The 26227-nt window shown below is 64.0% G+C and carries 25 protein-coding genes and 1 riboswitch; of the genes, 15 read left to right on the plus strand and 10 right to left on the minus strand.

Features of this window, described 5'->3' with window-relative positions:
- Nucleotides 1–64: 64 nt before the first annotated feature.
- A riboswitch (cobalamin riboswitch) is annotated at nt 65–275 on the minus strand.
- A 275-nt stretch (nt 276–550) separates the two neighbouring features.
- From AB843_RS16910 to preA, 9 genes are all read left to right on the plus strand, one after another.
- The gene (locus AB843_RS16910; RefSeq protein ID WP_048648062.1) at nt 551–2203 is read left to right on the plus strand and encodes an ABC transporter substrate-binding protein; all 1653 of its coding nucleotides are present in this window, start codon (nt 551–553) and stop codon (nt 2201–2203) included.
- 195 nt (nt 2204–2398) lie between these two features.
- Nucleotides 2399–3436 (plus strand): ABC transporter permease, encoded by a 1038-nt coding sequence (locus tag AB843_RS16915; protein WP_087587134.1) that lies wholly within the window; start codon nt 2399–2401, stop codon nt 3434–3436.
- A gap of 11 nt (nt 3437–3447) precedes the next feature.
- On the plus strand, nt 3448–4605 hold the full coding sequence (locus AB843_RS16920; protein WP_048648064.1) for an ABC transporter permease: 1158 nt from the start codon (nt 3448–3450) through the stop codon (nt 4603–4605).
- A gap of 67 nt (nt 4606–4672) precedes the next feature.
- Entirely contained in the window at nt 4673–6805 is a 2133-nt protein-coding gene (locus AB843_RS16925) for a dipeptide ABC transporter ATP-binding protein (protein ID WP_048648065.1), read from the plus strand.
- Nucleotides 6806–6837: 32 nt separating this feature from the next.
- Complete coding sequence (locus AB843_RS25645; protein WP_157384539.1) at nt 6838–7083, plus strand: hypothetical protein; 246 nt, start codon at nt 6838–6840, stop codon at nt 7081–7083.
- A 283-nt stretch (nt 7084–7366) separates the two neighbouring features.
- Nucleotides 7367–7858 (plus strand): peptidase inhibitor family I36 protein, encoded by a 492-nt coding sequence (locus AB843_RS26000; protein ID WP_082143875.1) that lies wholly within the window; start codon nt 7367–7369, stop codon nt 7856–7858.
- 441 nt (nt 7859–8299) lie between these two features.
- Nucleotides 8300–9280 carry a peptidase inhibitor family I36 protein gene (locus AB843_RS16940; RefSeq protein ID WP_048648068.1) on the plus strand — a complete coding sequence of 327 codons (981 nt, stop codon included), beginning with the start codon at nt 8300–8302 and terminating at the stop codon, nt 9278–9280.
- A gap of 202 nt (nt 9281–9482) precedes the next feature.
- Nucleotides 9483–10835, plus strand: coding sequence for an NAD(P)-dependent oxidoreductase (locus tag AB843_RS16945; RefSeq protein ID WP_048648069.1), 1353 nt, complete (start codon nt 9483–9485; stop codon nt 10833–10835).
- 11 nt (nt 10836–10846) lie between these two features.
- A complete protein-coding gene (gene preA / locus AB843_RS16950; RefSeq protein WP_048648070.1) occupies nt 10847–12160 on the plus strand; it encodes an NAD-dependent dihydropyrimidine dehydrogenase subunit PreA in 1314 nt (437 codons plus the stop codon).
- Nucleotides 12161–12293: 133 nt separating this feature from the next.
- Here preA and AB843_RS16955 read toward each other — a convergent pair whose 3' ends face one another.
- Complete coding sequence (locus tag AB843_RS16955; RefSeq protein WP_048648071.1) at nt 12294–12962, minus strand: glutathione S-transferase family protein; 669 nt, start codon at nt 12960–12962, stop codon at nt 12294–12296.
- A 114-nt stretch (nt 12963–13076) separates the two neighbouring features.
- Between AB843_RS16955 and AB843_RS16960 the strand changes: the two genes are divergently transcribed.
- The 4 genes from AB843_RS16960 (at nt 13077) to AB843_RS16975 (ending at nt 15022) form a co-directional block, all read left to right on the plus strand.
- Nucleotides 13077–13511: a MarR family winged helix-turn-helix transcriptional regulator gene (locus AB843_RS16960; RefSeq protein WP_048648072.1), complete on the plus strand. Its 435-nt coding sequence runs from the start codon at nt 13077–13079 to the stop codon at nt 13509–13511.
- A gap of 93 nt (nt 13512–13604) precedes the next feature.
- Entirely contained in the window at nt 13605–14102 is a 498-nt protein-coding gene (locus AB843_RS16965) for an RrF2 family transcriptional regulator (RefSeq protein WP_048648171.1), read from the plus strand.
- A gap of 33 nt (nt 14103–14135) precedes the next feature.
- Nucleotides 14136–14600 carry a carboxymuconolactone decarboxylase family protein gene (locus tag AB843_RS16970; RefSeq protein ID WP_048648073.1) on the plus strand — a complete coding sequence of 155 codons (465 nt, stop codon included), beginning with the start codon at nt 14136–14138 and terminating at the stop codon, nt 14598–14600.
- 47 nt (nt 14601–14647) lie between these two features.
- A complete protein-coding gene (locus AB843_RS16975; RefSeq protein ID WP_048648074.1) occupies nt 14648–15022 on the plus strand; it encodes a DoxX family protein in 375 nt (124 codons plus the stop codon).
- Nucleotides 15023–15129: 107 nt separating this feature from the next.
- Here the strand turns inward: AB843_RS16975 and AB843_RS16980 are convergent, their stop codons facing one another.
- Genes AB843_RS16980 through paaI form a run of 4 tightly spaced genes read right to left on the minus strand, consistent with a single transcriptional unit; the run spans nt 15130 to nt 18438 of the window.
- Nucleotides 15130–16020: a PaaX family transcriptional regulator gene (locus tag AB843_RS16980; RefSeq protein WP_048648075.1), complete on the minus strand. Its 891-nt coding sequence runs from the start codon at nt 16018–16020 to the stop codon at nt 15130–15132.
- A 40-nt stretch (nt 16021–16060) separates the two neighbouring features.
- Complete coding sequence (locus AB843_RS16985; protein WP_048648076.1) at nt 16061–16657, minus strand: TetR/AcrR family transcriptional regulator; 597 nt, start codon at nt 16655–16657, stop codon at nt 16061–16063.
- Between the two features lie 4 nt (nt 16658–16661).
- Nucleotides 16662–17972, minus strand: coding sequence for a phenylacetate--CoA ligase PaaK (gene paaK / locus AB843_RS16990; protein ID WP_048648172.1), 1311 nt, complete (start codon nt 17970–17972; stop codon nt 16662–16664).
- Between the two features lie 25 nt (nt 17973–17997).
- On the minus strand, nt 17998–18438 hold the full coding sequence (gene paaI, locus AB843_RS16995; RefSeq protein WP_048648077.1) for a hydroxyphenylacetyl-CoA thioesterase PaaI: 441 nt from the start codon (nt 18436–18438) through the stop codon (nt 17998–18000).
- Nucleotides 18439–18578: 140 nt separating this feature from the next.
- On the opposite strand from paaI, the gene AB843_RS17000 reads away from it, so the two are divergent.
- Complete coding sequence (locus AB843_RS17000; RefSeq protein ID WP_206412915.1) at nt 18579–19799, plus strand: cytochrome P450; 1221 nt, start codon at nt 18579–18581, stop codon at nt 19797–19799.
- A 45-nt stretch (nt 19800–19844) separates the two neighbouring features.
- A complete protein-coding gene (paaZ, locus tag AB843_RS17005) occupies nt 19845–21872 on the plus strand; it encodes a phenylacetic acid degradation bifunctional protein PaaZ (protein WP_048648079.1) in 2028 nt (675 codons plus the stop codon).
- 189 nt (nt 21873–22061) lie between these two features.
- Here the strand turns inward: paaZ and AB843_RS17010 are convergent, their stop codons facing one another.
- The 5 genes from AB843_RS17010 to pobA are packed head-to-tail and all read right to left on the minus strand — an operon-like array spanning nt 22062 to nt 26118.
- Nucleotides 22062–23126, minus strand: a complete 1065-nt coding sequence (locus AB843_RS17010; RefSeq protein ID WP_048648080.1) for a 3-carboxy-cis,cis-muconate cycloisomerase — start codon at nt 23124–23126, stop codon at nt 22062–22064.
- A gap of 53 nt (nt 23127–23179) precedes the next feature.
- The gene (pcaG, locus tag AB843_RS17015; RefSeq protein WP_048648081.1) at nt 23180–23794 is read right to left on the minus strand and encodes a protocatechuate 3,4-dioxygenase subunit alpha; all 615 of its coding nucleotides are present in this window, start codon (nt 23792–23794) and stop codon (nt 23180–23182) included.
- The gene (pcaH, locus tag AB843_RS17020) at nt 23794–24534 is read right to left on the minus strand and encodes a protocatechuate 3,4-dioxygenase subunit beta (protein ID WP_048648082.1); all 741 of its coding nucleotides are present in this window, start codon (nt 24532–24534) and stop codon (nt 23794–23796) included. The genes pcaG and pcaH overlap by 1 nt, the downstream gene beginning before the upstream one ends.
- Nucleotides 24531–24929: a 4-carboxymuconolactone decarboxylase gene (gene pcaC, locus AB843_RS17025; RefSeq protein WP_048648083.1), complete on the minus strand. Its 399-nt coding sequence runs from the start codon at nt 24927–24929 to the stop codon at nt 24531–24533. The genes pcaH and pcaC overlap by 4 nt, the downstream gene beginning before the upstream one ends.
- Nucleotides 24930–24945: 16 nt before the next feature.
- Nucleotides 24946–26118 (minus strand): 4-hydroxybenzoate 3-monooxygenase, encoded by a 1173-nt coding sequence (pobA, locus tag AB843_RS17030; protein WP_048648084.1) that lies wholly within the window; start codon nt 26116–26118, stop codon nt 24946–24948.
- Between the last annotated feature and the right edge of the window lie 109 nt (nt 26119–26227).

Below are 26227 nucleotides of genomic sequence, written 5' to 3' on the forward strand. Positions count from 1 at the left end.
CCGCCAGCGATGACATTTCGTCACCACTGCGAGAAGCACAGCCCCGAAAGCGTCCCCGCATCCGGAAGGTGACGACTTAAGGCAGGTTTCCTGGCTGACGCCTCAACGGTTTCCCCGCCTTCCCGGGTAAGAAACCCAGTGGCATGTGAGGAACCTCGGCGCTTACAGTTGCGGGGGCAGCTGCGGCTGGGGCGTTCTGTCGGACGCCCTTCCGCATTCCCTTTTCTCCAGGTGCGGTGGACGGCACCAATGGAGCACCTCAAGCGTGTGACAGGCTTAACAAGGCGGTTTCGAGGCGTCAATCGGCAATGGTGCCGGTGCCGCCGAGCGCGCCCGTAGGTCACGAGATGTCAGGATGAAGCGCCGGCTGCTGTTGCAGAATCGGCTTTGGGTATCATTTTTGCGTCAGGCCTGTCGCAAATCCGTCATCTGTTCTGCATGGAACGTTGCAAACTCCGGCAGTTCCGGAAGCCCCTGCGTTTTTTTGACAATGGGGCCCGGATGCGAAATGCTAAAAAGAACCGACAACGGGAACAATGGGAGTGCGTCGATGACGTTTTTCAAGAGCAATGGCGACAAGGTGCCGGGCCGTATCGAGGCGCTGGCGACCGAAGCGCGGGCTGGAAGGATGGACCGCCGCGAATTTCTTGCCCTGGCAAGCGCCTTTGGCGCCTCGACCGCGGCTGCTTACGGCATGCTGGGCCTCGCCGCCCCGACGCCAGCCATGGCGCAGGAGCCCAAGAAGGGCGGCGTGATCAAGATCGCGATGTTCATCAAGGACAACAAGGATCCGCGCACGGCGGACTGGTCGGAGATCGCCAACGCGATGCGCCAGACGCTGGAGCCGCTGGTCAAGTACACGCGCGAATTCACCTTCGAGGGCCGGCTGCTCGAAGGCTGGGAAGTCAATGACGACGCCACGGAATATGTGCTGAAGGTGCGCCAGGGCGTGACCTGGAACAATGGCGATCCGTTCGGCGCCGACGACGTGATCTACAACATCAACCGCTGGTGCGACCAGACGGCGGAAGGCAATTCCATGCCGAGCCGCCTGGCATCGATCGTCGATGCCGAGACCAAGCAGGTGCGCGAGGGCGCGGTCGAGAAGGTCGACGACCACACGATCAAGCTGACGCTGAGCACGCCGGATATCTCGGTCATTCCGGGCTTGGCGGACTATCCGGCGCTGGTCGTGCATCCGAGCTTCGACGAGACCGGCCGCGATTTCGTCGCCAATCCGATCGGCACCGGACCGTTCGAGCTGGTGTCTTACTCGGTGGGTGACCGGGTCGTGCTGAAAAAGCGCGAGGACGGCAAATGGTGGGGCGGCGAGGCCTATCTCGACGGCATCGAGTTCATCGATTACGGCACCGATCCGTCGGCGTCCGTCAGCGCCTTCGAATCGGGAGAAATCCACGCCAACTACGAGACGACGGCCGATTTCATCGACATTCTCGACGGTCTCGGCCTGGTCAAGTCCGAGGTGACGACGGCAACGACCATCGTCGCGCGCACCAACGTCAACAACAAGCCGTATGACGACCAGAAGGTGCGCCAGGCGATGCAGCTGGCGGTCGACAACGCGACCGTGCTGGCGCTCGGCTACGACAATGCCGGCGACGTGGCGGAAAACCACCATGTCTGCCCGATCCATCCCGAATATGCCGAACTGCCGAAGATCGCCCGCGACGCGGAAAAGGCCAAGGCGCTGATGGAAGAAGCCGGCCAGATGGACTTCGAGCACGAACTGATCTCGGTCGACGAGGACTGGCACAAGAACACGGGCGACGCCATCGCCGCGCAGATGCGCGAGGCGGGCCTGAAGGTGAAGCGCACCGTACTGCCGGGTTCGACCTTCTGGAACGACTGGACGAAGTACCCGTTCTCGATGACCAACTGGAACATGCGCCCGCTGGGCATCCAGGTGGTGGCGCTGGCCTATCGGACGGGCGAGGCGTGGAACGAATCGGCCTATTCCAACCCGGACCTCGATGCCAAGATCGAGGCGGCGCTGGCCATTCCCGATCCCGACAAGCGCCGCGACGTGATGAAGGATATCGAGCAGCATATCCAGGATGCGGGCATCATCATCCAGCCGTACTGGCGCAAGCTCTACAATCACTCGGTGCCGGCGGTGAAGAACCACGGCATGCATCAGACCTTCGAGATCGATCTCGAAAAGGTCTGGCTGGACGAGGCCTGAAATTGACGGAAAAGGGGCCTGGTGGTGCGATCCTGACAGATGGTGCCCATCTGTTGGGAAAAATCGCCCCACCGGATCAACAGCTTGCGGACTGACTTGTCGAAACGGATGGGGACCATCTGTTTCGGCCAGGCCACCAGCCCCCTTTGCGCAGGCAACCAATAACAACCTCCGAAAACGGGGGAAGGGGAAACCGTGCTAAGCTTCGTATCAAGGCGTCTCGGCGTCATGGCGCTGACCATGCTGTGTCTGACCCTGGTCGTGTTCTTCCTGGTCAACCTGGAACCGAACCTGAAGAAGCTCGCCATCAGCCAGCTCGACATGCGGTCTTCGGCTGAGGATCTGGAAAGCTGGCTGCAGAAGAACGGCTACCGGCAGAATTTCTTCGTCCGCTACGGGCAATGGCTCGGTGTGGTGCAGAAGCAGCCGAACGTCGATCCGACGACGGGCCAGGCGGTGCCGCGCTTTTCCTATTGCAACGAGCCGGCGGAGGCGCGCTATTCGGGCATATTGCAGGGCGATTTCGGTTGCTCGACCAAGTTCAAGGTGCCGGTGGCCAAAAAGCTGTTCCCGGCGCTCGGGGCGACGGGCATACTGATGTTCTGGGTGATGCTGGTGATGGTGCCGGTGTCGCTGCTGATCGGCGTCCTGGCGGGGATGCGCGAGGGGAGTAAAACCGACCGGACCTTGTCGATCGCCTCGATCGCCACCACGGCGACGCCCGAATATGTGTCGGGCGTCATCTTCGCGGTGATCTTCGCTTCCTGGCTCGGGTGGCTGAACGGGTCGGCGGCGACGGCGACGCGCGAGGGGATCAGCTTCTACAATTTCACCCTGCCGGTGATGACCATGGCGGTCTACGGCATCGGCTACATCGCCCGAATGACACGCGCCTCGATGGTCGAGGTGATGACGCAGCAATACATCCGCACGGCGCGGCTGAAGGGGCTGGGCTTCGGCGCGGTGGTGGTCAAGCACGCGCTGCGCAACGCGCTGATCGCGCCATTCACCGTCATCATGCTGCAGTTTCCCTGGCTGCTCACCGGCGTCGTCATCGTCGAGGTGATGTTCCGCTATCAGGGGTTCGGCTTCACGCTGGTGGAGGCGGCGAGCAACAACGACATCGACCTGCTGCTCGGCTGCTCGCTGGTGTCGGTGTTCGTCGTCTTGTCGACGCAGCTCATCTCCGATGTCGGCTACGCCTATCTCAATCCGCGTATTCGCGTGCAGTAGGGGACGGGCGGATGGACATCGAATATATAGGCGCCTTCGGCATCATCCTCGGCGCCCTGGCGCGGTTCTGGCCGGTTTGGATCGCGCTGGCGATCATCCTGGTGCTGAGCGTGCGCTTCAAGAAGAGCCTCGGGCTCTACGGGCAATTGTTCGACACGGGCGTCGGCGTCGCCGGCGTGATGATCTGCCTGTTCTGGCTGTTCACGGCAATCTTCGCCGGCACCATCTCGCCGTTCAATCCGCTGGCGCAGTTCCCGGTGATGAAAAGCGTCCTGCCCGGCGCCATCGAGCCCGGCAGCGGGCAGGCGTTCCTGTTCGGCGGCGACCGGCTGGCGCGCGACGTGTTCTCGCGCATGGTGTTCGGCAGCCAGATCGTGCTGATCATCGCGCCGGCGGCGACGCTGTTCGCGCTGATGGTCGGCACGACGCTCGGATTGCCGGCCGGCTATTATGGCGGGCGGGTCGACAGCATCCTGTCGTTCCTGGCCAATCTGGTGCTGGCCTTCCCGGTGATCCTGCTGTTCTACCTGCTGGTGACGCCGGGCATCCGCGAGACGCCGATCCCGCAATGGATGGCGGGTTTCTTCTTCATCTTCCCGATCATCTTCTTCTCGCTGCTGTTTTACACGCGGTTCCGCAGCCGACCGGGTCTCCTGGCGGTGCAACTGGCCCTGACGCTGATCATCGGCGGCTGGATCTATCTGGGGCTGGTGTTCGACGCCGACCCGCTCGGCATCATCTCGATCAGCTCGAACCAGCTCAACATCTTCGTGGCCGTGGTGTTCGCTTCCAGCCCCGGCGTGTTCCGCATCGTGCGCGGGCTGGTGATGGACATCAAGACGCGCGAGTATGTGGCGGCGGCCCAGACGCGTGGTGAAAACCCGTGGTACATCATGCTGTGGGAGGTGCTGCCCAATGCGCGCGGGCCGCTGATCGTCGATGTGTGCCTGAGGATCGGCTACACGACGATCCTGCTCGGCACGCTCGGCTATTTCGGCCTGGGACTGGCGCCGGAAAGCCCCGACTGGGGCACGGGCATCAAGGAATCGAGCCGGCTGCTGCGCGCCAGCGTTCACCCGGCGCTGCCGCCGGTCTTCGCGCTGATGTCTTTCGTGCTGGGGCTCAACCTTCTGGCCGATGCGCTGCGCGAGCAATCGCTGAAGGACTAGGTCCTGACCCTAGAATAACGGCGCAACCTGCCGTGCCGTAGAAGCTGAACAAACTGAGAGCGACGCCATGAACGAAGCCATCAGAATGACGCGCAGCCGGAAGGCGGGTGAACCGATCCTGGAGATCGAGAACCTGTCCATCTCCTTCTTCACGCGGGCGGGCGAGATTCCCGCCGTGATGGATTTCTCCTGCCAGGTGATGCCCGGCGAGGCGATGGGGATCGTCGGCGAATCGGGCTGCGGCAAGTCGACCGTCTCGCTCGGCATCATGCGCGACCTGTCGAATGTCGGGCAGATCGTCGGCGGACGCATCAAGTTCAAGGGCCGCGACATGGCCGAGATGAGCGACGAGGAGCTGCGGCGCATCCGCGGCAACGAGATCGCCATGATCTACCAGGAGCCGATGGCCAGCCTGAACCCGGCGATGAAGATCGGCAAGCAACTCATGGAAGTGCCGCTGATCCACGACAAGGTGTCGAAGGAGGAGGCCTGGAACCGGGCGCTGGAGATGATCAGCGCCGTGCGGCTGCCCGATCCCGAGCGGATGATGCGCTCCTTCCCGCATCAATTGTCCGGCGGCCAGCAGCAGCGCATCGTCATTGCCATGGCGCTTTTGTCGAAACCGGCGCTGCTCTTGCTCGACGAGCCGACGACGGCGCTCGACGTGACCGTCGAGGCGGGCATCGTCCAACTGGTGAAAGGGCTCGGCAAGGAGTTCGGCACGTCGATGATCTTCGTGTCGCACAATCTGGGCCTGATCCTGGAGACCTGCGACCGCATCACGGTGATGTATTCGGGCGAAGCGGTGGAGACCGGCCGCATCGAGGATGTGTTCGACCGCATGCGGCATCCCTATACGCAAGGCCTGTTCCGCTCGATCCCGCTGCCGGGTGCCGACAAGAACTCACGTCCGCTGATCGCCATTCCGGGGCAGTTGCCATTGCCGCACGAGCGGCCGGTGGGTTGCAATTTCGGCCCGCGCTGCCAGCATTTTCAGGCGGGTCTGTGCGACACGGCGGAAATCCCGATGATCGAGGTCGCGGGGCATGAGCGGCATTTCTCGCGCTGCGTGCGGTTCGACGCGATCGACTGGGAAGCGCTGCCGGAGGGCGCGCTGGACCGCCGCGAGCCGGTCAAGCCCGGCGGACCGATGCTGAAGATCGACAATCTGAAAAAATACTACGAGGTGTCGGCCAATTCCATGTTTGGCGGCGGCGACACCAAGACCGTCAAAGCCAACGAGCATATCAGCTTCGAGGCGCGGGAAGCGGAAACCGTGGCGATCGTCGGTGAATCGGGCTGCGGAAAATCGACGCTGGCCAAGGTGCTGCTCGGCTTGGAGACGGCGACCGAGGGGCATGTGACGCTTGGCGGCGAGCATATTGAAAGCACGGCGGTCGAGGATCGCGCCACGGCCACCGTTGCCGGCATCCAGATGGTGTTCCAGAACCCGTTCGACACGCTCAATCCGAGCCATTCGGTCGGTTCGCAGATCATCCGTACATTGGAGAAGTTCAAGATCGGCAACAATTTGGCCGAGCGCAAGAACCGCATGCTGGAACTGCTCGACCTGGTGAAGCTGCCGCGCGCCTTCGCTAGCTGGATGCCGCGCCAATTATCCGGCGGGCAGAAGCAGCGCATCGGCGTGGCGCGCGCCTTCGCCGGCAATGCCAAGGTGGTGGTGGCCGACGAGCCGGTATCGGCGCTCGACGTGTCGGTGCAGGCGGCCGTCACCGAACTCCTGATGGACATCCAGCGCAAGAACAAGACGACGATGCTGTTCATCAGCCACGATCTTTCGGTGGTGCGCTATCTGGCCGACCGGGTGGTGGTGATGTATCTCGGCCATATCGTCGAGCAGGGGACGACCGACCAGATCTTCGCGCCGCCCTACCATCCCTATACGGAAGCACTTCTGTCGGCGATCCCGATCGCCGACACCTCGGTGCGCAAGAAGCACATCGTCCTCGATGGCGACATTCCGTCTGCGATGAACCCGCCTTCGGGATGCCCGTTCCAGACGCGCTGCGGCTACAAGAACCGCGTGCCGGACGGAAAGTGCGAGCGTGAGGTGCCGCCGCTGAAGGATTTGGGCAACGGACATTTCAGCCTTTGCTGGCTCGACGACAAGGTGCTGGCGGCGATGGAGCCGGTGATCAGCTTCGCCGCGCCGGAGAAGAAGGCGGGCAAGGCAACGTAGGCAGCGGCACCGTCCACAAAACGGACTGTGGCATGGCCAACCGCGTCGGCAACAGAGCAACCGGCGGCGGCTCCGAACAAATCGGCCGACCCCTCGATGAAGAACCCCGATCAGAACCGCCGGTGAAATTGCGCAAGCCAAAAGTTCCGGATGTTCTGAGATGGATCTCCGGCGTCGGTCCGAAACGGGAGGCGATGCTCAATGGCCTGGGTATCTACACCTGTGTGCAGGTATCGGCTGGAATAAGGCCGAGCGCGACTGGTTTGACAAACAACTGAAGTTCAGAGGCCGTGTCGAGCGCGACGATTGGGTGAAGCAGGCCAGGATGCTGGCTGAAAACTCCTGATCCCGGCTGGAGCCAACTCACCACAAATGCATGGCGACTTGCCTTGAGGGGGGGGTAGGTAGTCGTGGTTTCTCTACTGTTTGTGAGTATAATTTTTTTATATAGTTTTTACGAGTTTGCTTCAAGATTTCAAAGATAACCTTACTTTTGGAAATGATTGGCGCTGATGATACTTAATTCGATATGAATAGTTTTTCTGCACAAGGAAACTTCCTATGACTCGTTTTGATTTCAGCAAATTACTCCGGTCCGTTCGTTTGACGGTTATTCTCACGAGTGCTTCTGTGGTGGCGGTCGCCTGCCAAGCTGAGTCAGGTGGCTACGGGGGCTACGGGGGCTACGGGGGCTACGGTGGTTATGGTGGTTATGGCGGTTATGATGGTTATGGTGGTTATGGTGGTTATGGTGGTTATGCCCGCCCGGTACCAGGAGCCTATGGCGGGTATGGCGGACGTCCCCGCCGAGCCTGTTTTTTCGAACACGCCGATTTTCAGGGCGCAAGCATCTGTTTGAATGCCGGTGAGCGGATAGCGCGTTTGTCGTCGAACTGGAACGACCGTGTTTCGTCAATCCGCCTGGAAGGTGGAGCGCAGGCGCGCGTGTGCCAACATGAGAACTACGGTGGCTGGTGTGAGACGGTGCGTGGCACCGCAGCTCGTTTCTCCGAACGCCACAACGATCAGATTAGTTCGATCGCAGTAGACTGACGCAGTGTTACCTGATTGCAGCGTTGCGCCGAGCCTGTCGATAGGGTCGGCGCTTCCGCTTGTATAGGGGAATTGTATACTGTTATGAATATAGTATTATATTGCTCTTCTTGATTTCTGTATTGTGTGGATTTTTTCGCTTTATAAGAATTGGTTCTCCGTTGTTTGTCTCCTGGAGATAATGGGAGAATGGAGTTTCTGGTGGTCTCTACGTAAACGAAATCGTCAGCTCGGCTCGACCAAGACGATTTTCGACCAGAACATTTTCGGCGGGAAGACGCGCTGAAGCAAAAAAACTCGTTTCCGCCCGATGGAACGGCCCGGAAGGCGGGGGCAGAACAGAAAATCGCACCGGCCTGCCGATCGCTCGCGTTTTAATGGAGCGTTGGTCATTTTTGCGCCATCTTGGCTTCGCCAATTCGCGCGAAACAGGAGAACCACATGCGCTCGAATTCCGTAAGCCTGTCCCTGCTGGCGCTTCTGGCGCTCGGCATGACGGGCCTGTTCGCCCTGCCGGCCAAGGCCAGGGACGTGGTGGCCGTCGCCACCAGCGACATCAACATGCGGCAGGGACCTGGAACGCGGTATCGGCCCGTTCTGCTGGTTCCGCGCGGGGCACGGGTTTCCGTCCTGCGCTGCACCAATGCCTATGAATGGTGCGAGATCAACTATGCCGCAAGGGCCGGCTGGGTGGCGGCGCGCTATCTGCGCGACACGCGGCCGAACTATGATGACCGGCCGGTCTCCGACATGGGGGCGATCCTCGGCCTCGAACTGTTCAATTTCGTCCTGAATGAATTGGCCGACCGGGATCGCGGGCGCGACGATTATGCGGGCGGGCGTGACGATGACTATGGCGGCGGTCGCCGCGGGCCGGGGCCGCGCGAAGTCTGCTTCTACGAGCACGCGAATTTCCGCGGGCGGAGCTTTTGCGCCGGAAGCGGCGACGCCGACCGCCGGCTGAGCCAGGCATGGAACGACCGCATCTCCTCGATCCGTGTCGGGCGCCGCGCTGCGGTGCAGGTGTGCGAGCACGAGAATTTCGGCGGCTGGTGCGAAACGGTGCGCGACGATCTTCGTGAATTCCGCGGGCGGCGCAACGACGCGATCTCCTCCTATCGCGTGCTGCGTGGCGGTGGCTACGGTGGCGGAAATGGCGGCGGCGGTCGCTTCGGCCGGGCCTGTTTCTTCGAACATGCCGATTTCCGGGGCGCCAGCATCTGCTTCGATGCCGGTGAGGGAACGGCACGCCTGCCGCAGCAGTGGAACGACCGCATCTCGTCGATCCGTCTCGAAGGCCGGGCGCAGGCGCGCGTTTGCCAGCATGAGAATTTCGGCGGCTGGTGCGAGACGGTGCGCGGCGACGCGGCCCGTTTCTCCGAGCGCCACAATGACGAAATCTCGTCGATCGAGGTCTACTGACACACAGCGGTTTCGATGGAATGCAGTACCGCGCCGGGCCTCCGATGGCCCGGCGCTTCTTTGCGCGGGGAAGCACAATTATTTTATATGAGTATTATAATCATATTTATATTTGGCGCAAACTTGCTTTTGGAAAAATTTGACCGATTGATAAAAAAATAAATCTGCGTTAGCCTTTCCCCAATAATAAGGGGAATACGGAATGGCTGATGGTCTCTATGCGGACGGCATCGCCGCCGGCCGTCTTTCAGGCGAGGATTACGAGAAGAATTTCGCCGATCTGCATCCACCGCTCGACGGCCACGAGGCCCGGGTCGAGGCGGATCGCTGCTATTTCTGCTACGATGCGCCATGCATGACGGCATGCCCCACCTCGATCGACATTCCGCTGTTCATCCGGCAGATCGCCACCGGCAACACGCTCGGCTCGGCGAAGACGATTTTCGACCAGAACATACTGGGCGGCATGTGCGCCAGGGTCTGCCCGACCGAGACGCTGTGCGAGGAAGCCTGTGTGCGCGAGGCGGCGGAAGGCAAGCCGGTGCAGATCGGCCGGTTGCAGCGCTATGCCACGGATGCGGCGATGCATGTTGGCCGGCAATTCTTCGGCCGGGGGGAGGAGACCGGAAAGACCGTCGCCATCGTCGGGGCGGGACCGGCGGGACTTGCCTGCGCGCATCGCCTGGCCATGCACGGCCATACGGTGACGATCTTCGAGGCACGGGAGAAATCCGGCGGGCTGAACGAGTTCGGCATCGCCGCCTACAAGACGCCGGACGGTTTCGCACAGGCCGAGGTCGATTATGTCACCGCCATCGGCGGCATCACGATCGAGCATGGTCGGGCGCTTGGGGGCGATGTCTCATTGGCAGAACTGGCGCGCGACCATGACGCCGTGTTCCTCGGTATGGGGCTGGCCGGCGTCAACGCGCTGAATGCCGTGGGCGAAGATGCGGACGGCGTCGAGAACGCCGTCGACTACATCGCCCATCTGCGCCAGGCGAGCGACCTGGCCAGCCTGCCCGTCGGCCGGCGCGTGGTGGTGATCGGCGGCGGCATGACGGCGATCGACGCGGCCGTGCAGGCGCGGCTCCTGGGCGCCGAGGAAGTGACCATCTGCTACCGGCGCGGACAGGAGCAGATGAACGCCTCGGCGTTCGAGCAGGATCTGGCGGCTTCCAAGGGGGTGACGATCCGCCACTGGCTGCAGCCGAAGCGGGTGCTCGCCGAAGGCGGAAACGTGACCGGCATCGAGCTGGAGTATACGGCGCTGTCGGGCGGCAAACTCTCGGGAACCGGTGAAACCCTGACGCTTGCCGCCGACCAGGTGTTCAAGGCCATCGGCCAGACTTTTGACGCGGCGGCGCTGAACGGCAGCGGCGCGGCGATAACGCTCGATGGCGGCCGCATCCAGGTCGACGGCGAGGGGCGCACGTCCATGCCCAACGTGTGGGCGGGCGGCGACTGCATTGCCGGCGGCGACGATCTGACGGTTTCGGCCGTCGCGCAGGGGCGCGACGCGGCTGAAAGCATCCACCGCGTGCTGGCTGGCTGAGGAAGAGACCCATGGCAGACATTCGCAACACTTTTGCCGGCATCAAGTCACCCAACCCGTTCTGGCTGGCCTCGGCGCCGCCGACCGACAAGGCCTATAATGTGGAGCGCGCCTTCAAGGCGGGCTGGGGCGGCGTCGTCTGGAAGACGCTGGGCGAGGACGGCCCGCCCGTGGTCAACGTCAACGGCCCACGCTATGGCGCGATCTGGGGCGCCGACCGAAGGCTGCTCGGCCTGAACAACATCGAGCTGATCACCGACCGCGATCTGCACCTCAATTTGCGCGAGATCAAGCAGGTGAAGCGGAACTGGCCCGACCGGGCGCTGGTGGTGTCGTTGATGGTGCCCTGCGAGGAGGCCGCCTGGAAGGCGATCCTGCCGCTGGTCGAGGAAACCGGCGCCGACGGCATCGAACTGAATTTCGGCTGCCCGCACGGCATGAGCGAGCGCGGAATGGGCTCGGCCGTCGGCCAGGTGCCCGAATATGTCGAGATGGTGGTGCGCTGGTGCAAGCAGACGACGCGCATGCCGGTCATCACCAAGCTGACGCCGAACATCACCGACATCCGCCAGCCGGCGCGCGCCGCCCACAAGGGCGGCAGCGACGCGGTGTCGCTGATCAACACGATCAACTCGATCACCGGCGTCAACCTGGACAGTTTCGCCCCTGAGCCGACCATCGACGGCAAGGGCTCGCATGGCGGGTTCTGCGGCCCGGCGGTGAAGCCGATCGCCCTGCACATGGTGGCCGAGATCGCCCGCGACCGGGAAACGGCGGGCCTGCCCATTTCCGGCATTGGCGGCATCACCACCTGGCGGGACGCGGCGGAGTTCCTGGCGTTGGGGGCCGGCAATGTGCAGGTCTGCACGGCGGCGATGACCTATGGTTTCAAGGTCGTCCAGGAGATGATCGACGGGCTGCAGAACTGGATGGACGCCAAGGGTCACGCGACGCTGGACGATGTGATCGGCCGCGCCGCGCCCAATGTCACCGAATGGCGGTATCTCAACCTGAACTATGTTGCCAAGGCGCGCATCGACCAGGATTTGTGCATCAAATGCGGCCGCTGCCACATCGCCTGCGAGGACACGTCGCACCAGGCGATCACCGCGATGGTCGACGGCAAGCGGCATTTCGAGGTGATGGAAGACGCGTGTGTCGGTTGCAATCTGTGCGTCAATGTCTGCCCGGTCGAGGGGTGCATCGACATGGTGCCGCTGGATGTGGGCACACTGGACCAGCGCACCGGCGCGACCGTCTCGGCGGACTATGCCAACTGGACGACGCATCCGAACAATCCGTCGGCGGTGACGGCGGCAGAGTAGAAATTGGCGGTTTTACCGCCATCGAAAGCCGGTCTCGGGCTCAGACTGGCCGGTCAGGGCAGGTCATCGTTTCATTGAAACGGCGATCTGCCCTGATCATTTCGCGTGGTGTATGTCCCGGTGGCGAATTGCTTCAGGCGGCAAGGCGCTTATCGAGGATCACGCCGCCCTTCTTTTCGAGGAAGCGGCGCAGGCGGTCTTCATAATCGAAGATGACGGCTTCGCGCACGGAAGGCCGCTCGGCGAGTGCGGCGCGCCACTTGACGAGCTTCGGCAGCCCGTCGAAGACGCCGAAATCGGCGATGGTGTCGAAGACGTCGAAATAGCGGAAGGCCGGGGCGAAGACGGCGTCAACGATGGTGAAGGAAGCGCCGGCGAAATAGAGGCCTTCGCCCAGTTCAGCCTCGACGCGGGCGAATTTCCCTTTCAGGGCGGCGACCGCATTGCCGAAGACCGTGCGGTCATGCGTGGTCTCCATGGTCCATATGTCGGAGAGGATCGATGAGCCGACCTCCATCCAGGCGCGGTGACGGGCGCGGGTCAGCGGATCTTGCGGGTGCAGTTGCGGCGTAGCGGTCTCATCCAGATATTCGACGATGGCGGCGCTTTCGAACAGGGTTTCGCCGCCGACCTGCAGCACCGGCACCTTGCCGAGCGGCGAGATCTTCAGGAACCAGTCCGGCTTGTTCTCCAGGTCGATGTCGACGCGCTCGAAGGTGACATTCTTTTCGGCCAGCACGATTGCCGCGCGCTGGACATAGGGGCACAGGTCGAATGAGATGAGGGTCGGCTTTCCTGTCACGGGTCTCTCCTGCGGATCAGGCGGATTGATGTCGATGCGATTGCATCTATATTGATGGCGGAGATGGAAAAGTCAATCTTCATGCAATTGCATTAATTCAAGATTCGGTGAGACATGACCTGCAAGCCCGACGATGCAACGGTTTCCGCCTGGATCGGGCTGTCGCGTGCGCAGCGCCTGGCGACCGCCGGTATCGAGGCGCGGCTGAAGGCGGCCGACCTGCCGCCGCTCTCCTGGTATGACGCGCTTTGGGAATTGGAGAAGGCCGGAGAGTGCGGCTTGCGGCCGTTCGAGCTGGAGAAGGCGCTGCTGTTCGAGCAGTACAATCTTTCCCGCCTCGTCGACCGGATGACCAGGGCGGGCCTCGTCGATCGTTGCGTGTGCCCGGACGACCGCCGTGGCCAGACGCTGAAGATCAGCGGCGAGGGGCGCGCATTGCGGCAGCGCATGTGGGCCGTCTATGGGCCGGCCATCGCCGAGGTCATCGGCGAGCGATTGGCTCCGGGGGAGGCCGACCAGCTGGCCGCGCTGTCGGCGAAGCTCTGCTGAGGCGCGCTTGTCAGCTTTTGTCAGCAGAGCGTTTGCGCCTATTGCGGATAAGTTTTATCCAGGATATTAAGTATCCATAAATTGGAGATCGACATGAAACTGAGCGAAGGCGTCGAGGCGGCCATTCATTGCGCCACGCTGCTGGCGCAGCTCGCGGAGGGCAAATCCCTGCCGGCGAACATGCTGGCCGAGTATCATGGCCTTTCTTCAAGCTATTTGCTGAAGCACCTGAAGCAACTGACAGCCGCCGGCGTTCTGGAATCGGTGTCCGGCCCGCATGGCGGCTATCGCCTGGCGCGTCGGCCCGATGCGATCACGCTTCTGGATGTCGTGCTGGCGATCGAGGGGCCGAAGCCCGCCTTTCGCTGCGCCGAAATCCGGCAGCGCGGGCCGGGCGCGCTGGAACCGGAAACCTATCTGAAGCCATGCGGCATCAACGCCGCGATGCTGAAGGCCGAACGCGCCTATCGCGCCGTGCTGCGCGAGACGACGCTGAGCGACGTGATCAGAGGCTATCAGGCGGATGCCGATCCGCGCGCCATCGCCTTCGGTTGCGCGTTTGTCGAGCGCAACCAGCGCCCGCAGGGCTGAATCACCACACCCCCAAGAGCAAAGGAAAAACCCATGAAACCACGTCTCGACTTCTACAAGGCCGAACCGCAGCTCATCGGCGCCGTCAAGGCGCTGAACGACGCGGCCGTCTCATCCGGCCTCGAACACAGCCTCGTCCACCTGGTCAAGCTGCGCGCCTCGCAGATCAATTGCTGCGCCTACTGCGTCGACATGCATTCGCGGGAGGCACGCAAGGATGGCGAGAGCGAGCAGCGCCTGCATCTCCTGGCGGTGTGGCATGAATCGCCGCTCTACACCGACCGCGAGCGGGCGGCCTTCACCTGGACGGAGCGGCTGACGAGGCTTGCCGAGGGGCCGGTGGACGATGCGCTTTATGCGCACATGCTGGAGCATTTCTCCGAGCAGGAGCTCGTCAAACTGTCGGTCCTGGTCGCCGCCATCAATGTGTGGAACCGGCTTTGCGTACCGTTCCGCTCGGTGCATCCGATTGCCAAGGCGCAGAGCGTCGCCGCTTAAATCCAACCTGGGAGATGCCCGCGACGCGGCGGTCATAGGAAACCTGCATGTTTGAATTCAATGCGCCTCTATTGCTCGTCGCCGGCCGCAGCCTGCTTGGCGGAGCCTTCCTCCTGGCCGGTTTGCGCAACCTCGGCAACATTCCTTTCCTGTCCGGCGTGCTCGCCGGACGGGGCGTGCCGCTGGCGCGGCTTGCGCTGATTGCCGGCATTGCATTGCAAAGCGTCGCCGGCGCGCTGCTGATCGTTGGCTTGTGGAGCGATTTCGCATTGCTCGGGCTGGTCGCCTTCCTGGTGCTGGCGACGCTGCTGTTCCATAATTTCTGGGATCATGAAGGCGTCGATCGTGTCAACAAGATCAATGGCGTCGTTTCCAACGCGGCGTTGACCGGCGCGATTTTCATCATCCTTGCCAGCGGCTGAGGCCGCTTGGACCGGTTCATCGTTTCATGGAAACGCTGCTCCGCTCTGTCTGTCTGCTTTTCCGCATTTATGCGGACGTCAGGTGAAACCACCCGACTGCAAAATGCTCAGCCGCCCGGCCCGCCGAAGCGGGCATCGAAAACAACCGGCTCGGCGAGGGGCGGAAGTCTTGTTTCGTCGAGCCATTTTTCGCTGGCCGGCATAAGTTGCCGGTAGATCCCACGCACCAGGCGACGCGCCTCCTCGCCCGGCCAGTCCTGCGGCAGAAGGGCCGTTGGCAGGCCCGGATCGCGCAGGACGATGCGGCGCCAGTCGTGAATGAGCAGCGTGCGGGCAGCCATGGCGTCGAGGGCGCGCGGGGAGGGCGCGCGGGCAAGGGTGGCGGCAAGCGGTGCGTAGGCGGCCATCAGATTGCGATAGGCGGCGGCGATCTCCTCGGACGGCCACAGGCTGCGCAGCATTTCGGGATGCTCGGCGCTCGACCCATGGATGACGAGCATTTCGGAGAGCGTCGCGCCGTCATCGCTGCTTTCGTCCATGGTGCGTGGGAGGAGATGGACACCGCCGGCGATCTTCAGGAAGCCGCGCTCGGCCAGTGCTTCGGTGTGCGCGCCATTGCCGCCGGGCGGGGCGATCGCCACCGTCCATGAACCGTCCCAGTCCGGCGGGCCAGGGGCGTAGATGCGTCGCGTCGCCAGGTCGAAGGCGTGCCGGCCGTGCTCGTCGAGCGAGAAGAAGGAGTTGCGGCCGCGTCGTTCACGCACCACCCAGCCATCGCTTGCCAGTCGCGACATGGCGGTGCGCAACGCGCCGGCCTCGATGCCGAGCCGGGCCATCACCTCCTGCAAACCGGACAGCGGCGCCTCGCCGCCGCGCGGCATAATGGCGTCGCCGAAGACCGTGATGACCAGCGACCAGACGCGCAGGCGGCCACGCCGGTGCAGACCGTCGATCAGGCCGGCAAGGGCGTTTTCGGCTGTGTCGTTCGGCGCATCCATGCCTTCCACATGCCACGGGATGCAGGGGTGGGCAAGCCGGTTACGTCAGCCCCTTCACGCCGCTCACCAGAAGACTGGTGGCAAGGCGCGCATAGTCGGCGCGCGTGATGCCGCGATCCTCGCGGAACCACATGTAGAACCAGTTGAGCATGCCGAACAGGCTCATGGTAACCGGCTTCAAGAGCGGTTTCGTGTCGAACGCCTCGGGGTTCACCTGGCGCACGGCTTCGGCGAACAGGGCGACCAGCCGCCGCTCCAGCGCCTTCAGTTCCTCCTGCTGGGCCTCGGGCAACAGGCGCAAGCCGGAAAGCTGGACGCGGTGCTCGTTGTCGGCGTCGCGATAGGCCTCGAGCAGCGCCGTCACCAACCCCTCGAGGCGGATTTGCGGGGCGGCGTCGGGCCGGTCGGCATCTTCGACCACCTCCACCAGTTCCTGCAAATGGCTGGCGATGATGTCGTAGAGCAACGCTTCCTTCGAGGCGTAGTAGTGGTAGAGCAGGGCCTTCGACACGCTCATCTCGCCGGCGAGCTGGGCCATCGACGCACGGTCGTAGCCGTCGCGGGCGAAGATGCTCGCAGCGCCATGCAGGATGGCGTCGCGCTTGTCGTCATAATCCTTGGCGCGGGTGCGGGCCAACGGCTCAGCCCTTCTGCCGGTGATCGACGATGCGCACCGCCTTGCCCTGGCTGCGGGCGATGCCGCCGGGCGGCGTGGCGTTGACGCGGACGGTGACGCCGATCACGTCCTTGATGCGGTCGCAAAGCTGGCGGCAGGCGGCGACACGCAGTGCGTCGCCAGTGTCGGCCGACAGCATCTCCACATGGACCGTCATGGCATCCATGCGGCCTTCACTGGTAAGCTCGATCTGGAAATGCGGCGCGAGGCTCTTGACGGTCAGGATCTGCTCCTCGATCTGCGTCGGGAAAACGTTGACGCCGCGCAGGATCATCATGTCGTCGGAGCGGCCGGTGATCTTTTCCATGCGCCGCATGGTGCGCGCCGTGCCGGGCAGGAGCCGCGTCAGGTCGCGGGTGCGGTAACGGATGATGGGGAAGGCTTCCTTGGTCAGCGAGGTGAAGACCAGTTCGCCCTTTTCGCCATCGGGCAGAACGTCGCCGGTCTCGGGATCGATGATCTCGGGGTAGAAATGGTCCTCCCAGATGTGCAACCCGTCCTTGGTCTCGACGCATTCATTGGCGACGCCCGGTCCCATCACCTCGGACAGGCCGTAAATGTCGACGGCGTGCATGTCGAAGGCGTCCTCGATCTCGGCGCGCATGGCGTTGGTCCACGGCTCGGCGCCGAAGATGCCGACCTGAAGGGGGCTCTTGCGCGGGTCGATCCCTTGCGCGCGGTATTCGTCGAGGATCGACAGCATGTAAGACGGGGTGACCATGATCGTGTGGGCGGAAAAATCCTCGATCAGCGTCACCTGGCGGGCCGTCATGCCGCCGGAGGCGGGCACCACGGTGGCGCCGAGCCGCTCGGCCCCGTAATGGGCGCCGAGCCCGCCGGTGAACAGGCCATAGCCATAGGCCACATGCACCACGTCGCCGGGCCTGGTGCCCGAGGCGCGGATCGAGCGCGCCATGACGTCGGCCCAGGTGGAGATGTCGTTGTGCGTGTAGCCGACGACCGTCGGCTTGCCGGTGGTGCCGGAGGAGGCATGGATGCGCGCCACCTTCTCGCGCGGCACGGCGAACATGCCGAACGGATAATTGTCGCGCAGGTCCGACTTCACCGTGAAGGGGAATTTCGACAGGTCCGAAAGCTGCTTCAGATCGTCGGGATGAACGCCGGCGGCATCGAAGCTCTTCCTGTAATGCGGCACGTTCTCATAGGCATGGTTGAGCGACCATTTGAGGCGTGTGGTCTGGAGGGCGGCGATCTCGTCGCGCGAGGCGATCTCGATCGGGTCCAGATCTTCTTTCCTTGGGGTCAAATCCTGCATGTTCTTCTCCCGGTGATCATGCCCCTCATTTTCCGTCCTCATCGAAATGCTTGCCTTCGATGGTGCGCGAGTTGCCGCGGAATTCGGCAATCAGCCGGTCGTCCTGGTTGACGACCCTGACGTCGTAGATGCCAGAACGGCCGAAGCGCGCGACTTCGCGGGCCTGCGCCGTGAGCCGGTCGCCCAGCCGGCCGGGTGCTATGAAGGTGATCGAATTGTGCTGCGCCACCGCCAGCTGGTTGTAGGCATTGCAGGCAAAGGCGAAGGCGGAATCGGCGAGTGTGAAGATGAAGCCGCCATGGCAGATGTCGTGGCCATTGGTGTGATGTTTTTCCACCGTCATCGACAGGCTGGCCGTGCCGGGGCCGACCGCGTCGAGGCTGCCGCCCAGCCATTTCGACGCGTCGTCGCGCGCCCACATGGCGCTGGCGCTGCGCTCGGCGATCTCCTGTGGAGACAGTTGCATTTGTGACATTTAGGCTCCTCCCAGGCCGTTCAGCACAAGCAGACTTGCATAAACCGACCGGCCGGTCAATAATACTGTTGTTGGGAGAGCCGCCGCAAACAGCGCTCTCCGGGAGGATGAGAATGGCGAGCAGAGCGGGAATGTCAGCCGAGGATGGCAAGGCGCTGGCGGCGGGTTTCGAGCTGACGGCGCTGCCGCCGGGCTTTGTCGAGGACCCGTTTCCGATCTATCGCGCGCTGCTGGAGCACGCGCCGCTGAAGCGTTTTGCCGACGGTTCGGTGATGCTGTCGCGCCATGCCGATCTCGACCGCGTCTACCGCGACACGAAAACCTTCTCTTCGGACAAGAGGGCGGAATTTTTTCCTAAGTTCGGCGACACGCCGCTCTACGAGCACCATACGACGAGCCTGGTCTTCAACGATCCGCCGTTGCACACGCGGGTGCGCAAGATCATGATGGGCGCGCTGACGCCACGCGCGCTGGCGGCGCTCGAGCCGGGCCTCATCACGCTGGTCGACGGGCTGCTCGACCGAATGGAGGAGAAGGGCGAGGTCGACCTGATCGAGGATTTCGCCGCCGCCATTCCCATCGAGGTGATCGGCAATCTGTTCGACATTCCGCATGAGGAGCGCGCGCCGCTGCGCGACTGGTCGCTGGCGATCCTCGGCGCGCTGGAGCCGGTGCTGAACGACGAGCAGCACAAGCGCGGCAACACCTCCGTGACCGATTTCAAGGCGTTCCTGAAGGACATCGCCGACGACCGCCGGCGCAATCCCGGCGACCCGGCGACCGATGTGCTGACGCGGCTGATCGACGGCAATGACGGCGAGGCGCTTTCCGAGGTGGAGCTTTTGCAGAATTGCATCTTCATCCTCAATGCCGGGCATGAGACGACGACGAATCTGATCGGCAACGCGCTGTTCGAGCTCCAGCATTGGCCGCAGGAGAAGGCGCGGCTGGAAGCCGACCCGGAGCTGATCGGCACGGCGGTGGACGAGTTCCTGCGCTTCCAAAGCCCGAACCAGCTCGGCAATCGCATGGCGGTGGAGCCGGTGACGTTCCATGGCGAGGTGGTGGAGGCGGGCACGCCGATCCATCTGTGCATCGGTGCTGCCAACCGCGATCCACGCCAGTTCGACGATCCCGACCGGCTCGACGTCTCGCGCAAGCCGAACAGGCACCTGGCCTTCGCCGGCGGCCCGCATCTGTGCGCCGGGTTCTCGCTGGCGCGGATGGAGGGACGGGTCGGCATTTCCCATTTTCTGAAACGGTTTCCCGACTACCGGCTGACGGATGCGCCCGAGCGAACGGGCCGCGTGCGGTTTCGCGGGTTTGCCCATTTGCCGGCGCGGGTTGGATGAGCGGTGCGGGTGCAGGCGTGACCGCATGATTGAACGGAGGCCCATATGTCCATCATTCCCGTGAACAGCTTCGCCCTCGACCGATGGGTGGCGCCGTCCGGCGACACGGCGAAGCTCAGAAGTGCCATAGACGGCCGCGTGGTGGCGGAGATCGGCGGCCGGCTCGACTTCGCCGCCATGGCCGACCACGCGCGCAACACCGGCGGGCCGGGCCTGCGCGCCATGACCTTCCACGACCGGGCTTTCGCGCTGAAGGCGCTGGCACAATATCTGAACGACCGGCGCGACGCGCTCTACGAACTCTCCTATGAGACGGGGGCGACAAAGCCCGATTCGATGATCGACATCGACGGCGGCATCGGCACGCTGTTCGTCTATTCCTCGAAGGCCAGGCGCGAACTGCCCGACGACCAGGTGTTCGTCGACGGCGCGCTGGAGCAGCTTTCGCGCGGCGGCAATTTCGTCGGCCAGCACGTGGCGACACCCTTGCGCGGCGTGGCCGTCCACATCAACGCCTTCAATTTCCCCGTCTGGGGGATGCTGGAAAAGCTGGCGCCGACGCTGATCGCCGGCGTGCCGGCCATCGTCAAGCCGGCCTCGGCGACGGCGTGGGTGGCCGAAGCCTGCTTCCGCATGATCGTCGAATCCGGGCTGTTGCCGGAGGGGGCGGTGCAGTTCATCGCCGGTTCGACCGGCGATTTGCTCGACCGGCTGACGGGGCAGGACGTGGTGTCGTTCACCGGCTCGGCCTCGACGGCCGGCATGCTGCGCGCCAATCCGAGGATCATCGGCCAGTCGGTGCGCTTCATCGCCGAGCAGGATTCGCTCAACGCCTCGATCCTCGGGCCGGACGCGGCGCCCGGAACGGCGGAGTTCGACGCCTTCATCAAGGAGGTGCACCGCGAGATGACGGCCAAGGCCGGGCAGAAATGCACGGCGATCCGCCGCATCTTCGTGCCGGGCGCCCACCGCGACGCGACGATCGAGGCGCTGTCGGCGCGGCTCGAAAAGACGGTGATCGGCAATCCGCGCGACGAGAACGTGCGCATGGGGGCGCTGGCAAGCCTGGCACAGCGCGAGGATGTGCTGGAGAAGGCCGGCATCCTGGCGACCGAGGCAAGGCGCGTCTTCGGCGATCCCGATGCGTTCCAGGTGGAAGGGGCAGACGCCGGCCGGGGCGCTTTCGTGCCGCCGATGCTGTTTTCCTGCGATGATCCGGACGGGGCGGAGAAGCTTCACGCGGTGGAGGCCTTCGGGCCGGTTTCGACCGTCATGCCCTATCGCGACCTTGGCCATGCGCTGGCGCTTGCCAAGCGCGGCGCGGGATCGCTCGTGGCGTCCGTGTTCACCCACGATCCGACGGTGGCGCGGCAGGCGGTGCTGGATGCCGGAGCCTTCCACGGGAGGCTCTACTTCGCCAACCGCGACACGGGCAAGGAGGCGACTGGCCACGGCTCGCCGCTGCCGCACATGGTGCATGGCGGGCCGGGCCGGGCCGGTGGCGGTGAGGAAATGGGCGGCATGCGCGGTGTGATGCACTACATGCAGCGCACGGCGATCCAGGGCAGCCCCGACATCATCGCCGGCATTACCAACCGCCATGTGGCGGGCGCCTCGACCGTGGAAAAGGAACCGCACCCGTTCCGCCTGACGTTTGGCGAGCTGACGCCGGGGCGCACGCTGTGGGCCGGGCCGCGCACGGTGAGCCTCGCGGACATCGAGCATTTCGCCGAATTCACCGGCGACAATTTCTACGCCCATATGGACGAGGACGCGGCGGCGGCCAATCCCTTCTTCCCCGGCCGGGTGGCGCATGGCTATCTGATCCTGTCGTTTGCCGCCGGCATGTTCGTCGAGCCGGCGCCGGGGCCGGTGCTGGCCAATTACGGCCTCGACAATCTGCGTTTCATGAAGCCGGTGTCGCCCGGCGACAGCCTGAAGGTGCGCCTGACGGTCAAGCAGAAGACGCGGCGCAAGGACGAATATGGCGAGGTGCGCTGGGATGTCGGCGTCTACAACCAGGACGGCGAACAGGTGGCGGCTTATGAACTTCTGACGATGAACGCGATGTAGGTGGGGTGTTGCGATCAGGTGGTCAGGCATGGATCCTCGGGTCAAGCCCGAGGATGACGAAAGGGGAGAGATTGCCAACCACAGGCTCAGTCGCTTTGCACGTCGGTGCTGCAATCGTCATCCTCGGGCTTGACCCGAGGATCCATGCCGGAACGGTCAGGCTACAGGTGTCGCCCCGCGTCTCGCCGCCTATTTCGCCAACGGCCTGAACGCTATCCCTTCCACCAGTTCCCCGGCCCTGAGCAGCGCCGTACCGGTGGCCACGACCATTTGCGGCAGGAGCATCCATTCGAGCGTCCAGGCGGCGCCGGAGCGTTCGTTCTCATGCACCAGGGCGTGATGCATGCCGGCAAGCAGCGTGGCGTTGAAGCGGGCGAGGGTGACCAGCGTCTCGGCGGCAACCGGGTTCTTCTTGTGCGGCATGGCCGAGGAGCCGCCGCCATCGGCAAGCACGATCTCGCCGACTTCGCTCTGCGCGGCAAGCGCGATGTCCTGGCCCATCTTGCCCAGGCTGCCGGTGATGAGCGACAGGAGGGAGGCGAATGCGGCGATGCCGTCGCGCTCCGCGTGGCGGGCATGATCGACGGGAAACAGGCTGAGCGCGACAGCCACGCGACGGGCGACGGCCGATCCCTTGTCGCCGAGCTTGTCGAGCGTGCCGGCCGCACCGCCGAAATGCAGGATCTCGATATCCTTGCGCATGTGGTCCAGCCGTTCGCCATGGCGCTCGAGCGGTTCGCGCCAGGCGCGGATCTTGCGCGCGGCCGTGACGGGAATGGCGGCCTGCATGCGGGTGTGCGCCATCACCCGTATGGTGCCGTCGCGGCTTTCGAGGTCGGCGAGGCGCGCGGCGAGACGTTCCAGGCGTTCGGCGAAGACGTTGCAGGCGGGTTTCAAGCGCAGGGCAAGGCCGGTGTCGATCACATCCTGGCTGGTGGCGCCGAAATGCAGGTGCGGGCGATGCGCTGCCGGCAGTTTTGCGCGCAGCTCCTTGACCAGTGCCGGGATCACCACGCCGTCGCGGGCAATGCCGGCCTTGAGCTTGGCGATGTCGGGACTGAAGCCGGCGATTGTCTTGGCAATGGCTGTGGCGGTCTCGTGTGGGATCACGCTTTCCCGCGCTTGCGCCTCGGCAAGCGCGGTCTCGAAACGCAGCATGGCGTCGATCTCGGCGCGCGCCGAAAACAGGCCGGCCAGCGCCTCGTCGCCAAGCAGGCCGGAAAGGATCGGATGATCGAAGGGGGAGATGGTCATTGGGCAGGCTGCCTTGCGTTCAAGAAATAGCGCACCGTTGACACTATGCCCGATCAGATGTCGAAAAACACCGTTTCCTTGTCGCCCTGCAAATGGATGTCGAACGTGTAGGTGTCGTCCCGGCGCGTGGCGATCAGCGTCGGCACGCGGTTTTGATGCTCAAGGCGCGTCAGAACGGGATCCTCGGCGTTGGCCTCCTCCTCGTCGGAAAAATACAGGCGGGTGGCGAGGCCGAGATTGATGCCGCGCGCGACGATCCACAGGCTGATGTGCGGGGCCATCATGCGGCCGTCGGGAAAGGGCACTCGGCCGGGCTTGACGGTGTCGAAGGCAAGCAGGCCCGTTTCCATGTCGGAGGCGATGCGCGCCCAGCCGGGGAAATGCGGATCGGCCGCGCCGCGCGTCTCGGAGGGCGAATTGTACAGCCCGTCGGCGTCAGCCTGCCAGGTTTCGACCAGCACGTCCTTCAGCGGCGTGCCGGTGCCGTCTATGACGCGCATCTCGATCCTGACGCGCTCGCCGCGGGTCTTCTCGCCGACCAGGCGGGTGCCGAGATCCTCGGGATAGACGCCGGCTATGCCGCAGAAATTCGGCGTCAGGCCGATATGCACGTATGGGCCGGCGGTCTGCGAGGCGCTTTCCTTCAGTCGTCCGAGTTGCTGGACCATCAATTCCCCTCCATGCGGTTTTCGAACAGGGTCGAGCGGCGGCCGCGCAGGACGAGGTCGAACTTGTAGGCGCGCGCGTCCATCGGCACGGTGGCGGCCATGTCGAGCGCGGCGATCAGGCCTTCCACGGCAGCCCTGTCGGGGATGGTGCCGACGATCGGGCATTGCCAGATCATCGGGTCGCCCTCGAAATACATCTGCGTGATCAGGCGCTGGACGAAACCGTGGCCGAAAACGGAGAAGTGGATGTGCGCCGGCCGCCAGTCGTTCGGTCCGTTCGGCCAAGGATAGGGGCCGGGCATGACGGTGCGGAAGGAATAGTTTCCTTCCTCGTCGGTGATGGCGCGGCCGCAGCCGCCGAAATTCGGGTCGAGAGGAGCCAGATAACCGTCCTTCTTGTGCCGGTAGCGGCCGCCGGCATTGGCCTGCCAGAATTCGACCAGCACGTTGGGCAGGCCGATGCCGCGCTCGTCGAGCACGCGGCCATAGACGATGATGCGCGGGCCGATGGCGCTTTCGCCGGGGCGGGCGAAATTCAGCGTCAGATCATTGTCGAGCGCGCCCAGGATCTCGTGGTCGAAGGTCGGGCCGGTGATTTCCGACAGCGTGTTGGCGAAGGAGATCGGCGCGCGCTGCGGCGAGCGGGTGACGGAGGTCTTGTAGAGCGGCGTAAGCACCGGCGGGTGCCAGGTCCGGTCGCGCTGGAAGAAGCTGCCGGTTTCCGGTTTGGCGTTTTTCATTCCCCGTCTCCTTCCAGCTCGGCCAGCGTCCGCTTGACGATCTTGATGGCGTGGTTGGCGGCCGGCACGCCGGCATAGATCGCCACGTGCAGCATGGCTTCGCGCAGATCCTCGGCGGTCGCGCCGGTGTTGACCGTGGCGCGCGCATGCATGGCCAGTTCCTCGTCCTGGCCAAGGGCGGCCAGCAGGGCGATGGTGACGATGGAGCGCTCGCGTTTTGTCCAGTTCGGCCGCGACCACACATGCCCCCAGGCGGCTTCGGTGATGAGCTCCTGGAACGGCGCGTCGAAATCGGTCTTGCGCTTTTCGGCGGCATCCACCCAGTCATCGCCCAGCACGGCGCGGCGCGTGGCCATGCCGGTCTCGTAGCGTTCGTTCTTCTTGCTCTCGGACATAACGACCTCCCGCTGCTCACAAGGGCAACCCCACATAATTCTCCGCCAGCATGGTCAAGGCGGCGCGCGATTGGAAGAGATAGTCGAGCTCGGCGTGCTGGATCTTCTGGCCGAACGCGCCCTGGTCGGGAAAGCGATGCATGGTGTTGGTCATCCACCAGGAGAAGCGCTCCGCCTTCCACACGCGCGCCAGCGCCTTGCGCGAATAGTCGTCGAGACCGGCCGCCGATTTCTCGATGTAGAATTCACGAAGCGCATCAAACAGATAACGGACGTCGCTGGCAGCGAGATTCAAGCCCTTGGCGCCGGTCGGCGGGACGATGTGCGCTGCGTCGCCCGCCAGGAACAGGCGGCCGAAGCGCATCGGCTCGGCGACGAAGGAGCGGATCGGCGCGACGGATTTCTCGACCGAGGGGCCGGTCGCCATGGCTTGCGCGGTCGCGTCCGGCAGGCGCAGGCGGATCTCGTCCCAGAAGCGTTCGTCGGACCAGTCGTCGGCGCGCTCGTCGGCGGCGACCTGCACGTAGTAGCGGCTGCGCGTGGTCGAGCGCATCGAGCACAGGGCGAAGCCGCGCGGATGGTTGGCGTAGATCAGCTCGTGGCCGACCGGCGGCACATCGGCGATGATGCCCAGCCAGCCGAAGGGATAGACGCGCTCGAAGGTGTCGATCGCCTGTTGCGGGACCGATTGGCGGGAGATGCCATGATAGCCGTCGCAGCCGGCGATGAAATCGCAATCGACGCGGTGGGTGACGCCATCCTTCTCATAGGTGACGGAGGGGGTGCGCGTGTCGAAACCCTGCGGCAGAACGTCCTTCGCCTCGTAGACGGTGACGGCGTCCGAGGCTTCGCGCCCGTCCATCAAATCATGCGTCACCTCCGTCTGCCCGTAGACCAGAACGCGCTTGCCGCCGGTCAGCGCGTGGAGGTCGACCCGGTGGCGGCGGTTGTCGAAGGTGAGGTCGAAGCCGTCATGCGGCAGGCCCTCGCGGCGCATGCGGGCGCCGACGCCGGCCTCGTCGAGCATGGCGGCGGTGCCTTCCTCGAGCACCCCGGCGCGGATGCGCGACAGGACATGCGCCTTGGAGGAGCGTTCCAGGATGATGTTGTCGATGCCGGCGTTGGTCAGAAGCTGCCCGAGCAGGAGCCCGGCTGGCCCCGATCCGATGATGGCGACCTGTGTACGCACGTCGAAGCAATCCTCCCTGTCCGGACGCTAGGGTGAAAACTCTCGCCTCCGGCCGCAATGGACATTTTTGGCAAAGGATTGCACATTCCAATCATTCAGGGAGTGTTTC

The sequence above is a fragment of the Nitratireductor soli genome, from assembly GCF_001050155.1.
GTDB lineage: Bacteria > Pseudomonadota > Alphaproteobacteria > Rhizobiales > Rhizobiaceae > Nitratireductor > Nitratireductor soli.

Bases quoted from the DNA above. Each gene is read 5' to 3' on its own strand.
- AB843_RS16910 (WP_048648062.1), top strand. From the start codon at position 551: ATGACGTTTTTCAAGAGCAATGGCGACAAGGTGCCGGGCCGTATCGAG.
- AB843_RS16920 (WP_048648064.1), top strand. From the start codon at position 3,448: ATGGACATCGAATATATAGGCGCCTTCGGCATCATCCTCGGCGCCCTG.
- AB843_RS16925 (WP_048648065.1), top strand. From the start codon at position 4,673: ATGAACGAAGCCATCAGAATGACGCGCAGCCGGAAGGCGGGTGAACCG.
- AB843_RS25645 (WP_157384539.1), top strand. From the start codon at position 6,838: ATGGCCAACCGCGTCGGCAACAGAGCAACCGGCGGCGGCTCCGAACAA.
- AB843_RS26000 (WP_082143875.1), top strand. From the start codon at position 7,367: ATGACTCGTTTTGATTTCAGCAAATTACTCCGGTCCGTTCGTTTGACG.
- AB843_RS16940 (WP_048648068.1), top strand. From the start codon at position 8,300: ATGCGCTCGAATTCCGTAAGCCTGTCCCTGCTGGCGCTTCTGGCGCTC.
- AB843_RS16945 (WP_048648069.1), top strand. From the start codon at position 9,483: ATGGCTGATGGTCTCTATGCGGACGGCATCGCCGCCGGCCGTCTTTCA.
- preA (WP_048648070.1), top strand. From the start codon at position 10,847: ATGGCAGACATTCGCAACACTTTTGCCGGCATCAAGTCACCCAACCCG.
- AB843_RS16960 (WP_048648072.1), top strand. From the start codon at position 13,077: ATGACCTGCAAGCCCGACGATGCAACGGTTTCCGCCTGGATCGGGCTG.
- AB843_RS16965 (WP_048648171.1), top strand. From the start codon at position 13,605: ATGAAACTGAGCGAAGGCGTCGAGGCGGCCATTCATTGCGCCACGCTG.
- AB843_RS16970 (WP_048648073.1), top strand. From the start codon at position 14,136: ATGAAACCACGTCTCGACTTCTACAAGGCCGAACCGCAGCTCATCGGC.
- AB843_RS16975 (WP_048648074.1), top strand. From the start codon at position 14,648: ATGTTTGAATTCAATGCGCCTCTATTGCTCGTCGCCGGCCGCAGCCTG.
- AB843_RS16980 (WP_048648075.1), bottom strand. From the start codon at position 16,020: ATGGATGCGCCGAACGACACAGCCGAAAACGCCCTTGCCGGCCTGATC.
- paaK (WP_048648172.1), bottom strand. From the start codon at position 17,972: ATGCAGGATTTGACCCCAAGGAAAGAAGATCTGGACCCGATCGAGATC.
- paaI (WP_048648077.1), bottom strand. From the start codon at position 18,438: ATGCAACTGTCTCCACAGGAGATCGCCGAGCGCAGCGCCAGCGCCATG.
- AB843_RS17000 (WP_206412915.1), top strand. From the start codon at position 18,579: ATGTCAGCCGAGGATGGCAAGGCGCTGGCGGCGGGTTTCGAGCTGACG.
- paaZ (WP_048648079.1), top strand. From the start codon at position 19,845: ATGTCCATCATTCCCGTGAACAGCTTCGCCCTCGACCGATGGGTGGCG.
- AB843_RS17010 (WP_048648080.1), bottom strand. From the start codon at position 23,126: ATGACCATCTCCCCCTTCGATCATCCGATCCTTTCCGGCCTGCTTGGC.
- pcaG (WP_048648081.1), bottom strand. From the start codon at position 23,794: ATGGTCCAGCAACTCGGACGACTGAAGGAAAGCGCCTCGCAGACCGCC.
- pcaH (WP_048648082.1), bottom strand. From the start codon at position 24,534: ATGAAAAACGCCAAACCGGAAACCGGCAGCTTCTTCCAGCGCGACCGG.
- pcaC (WP_048648083.1), bottom strand. From the start codon at position 24,929: ATGTCCGAGAGCAAGAAGAACGAACGCTACGAGACCGGCATGGCCACG.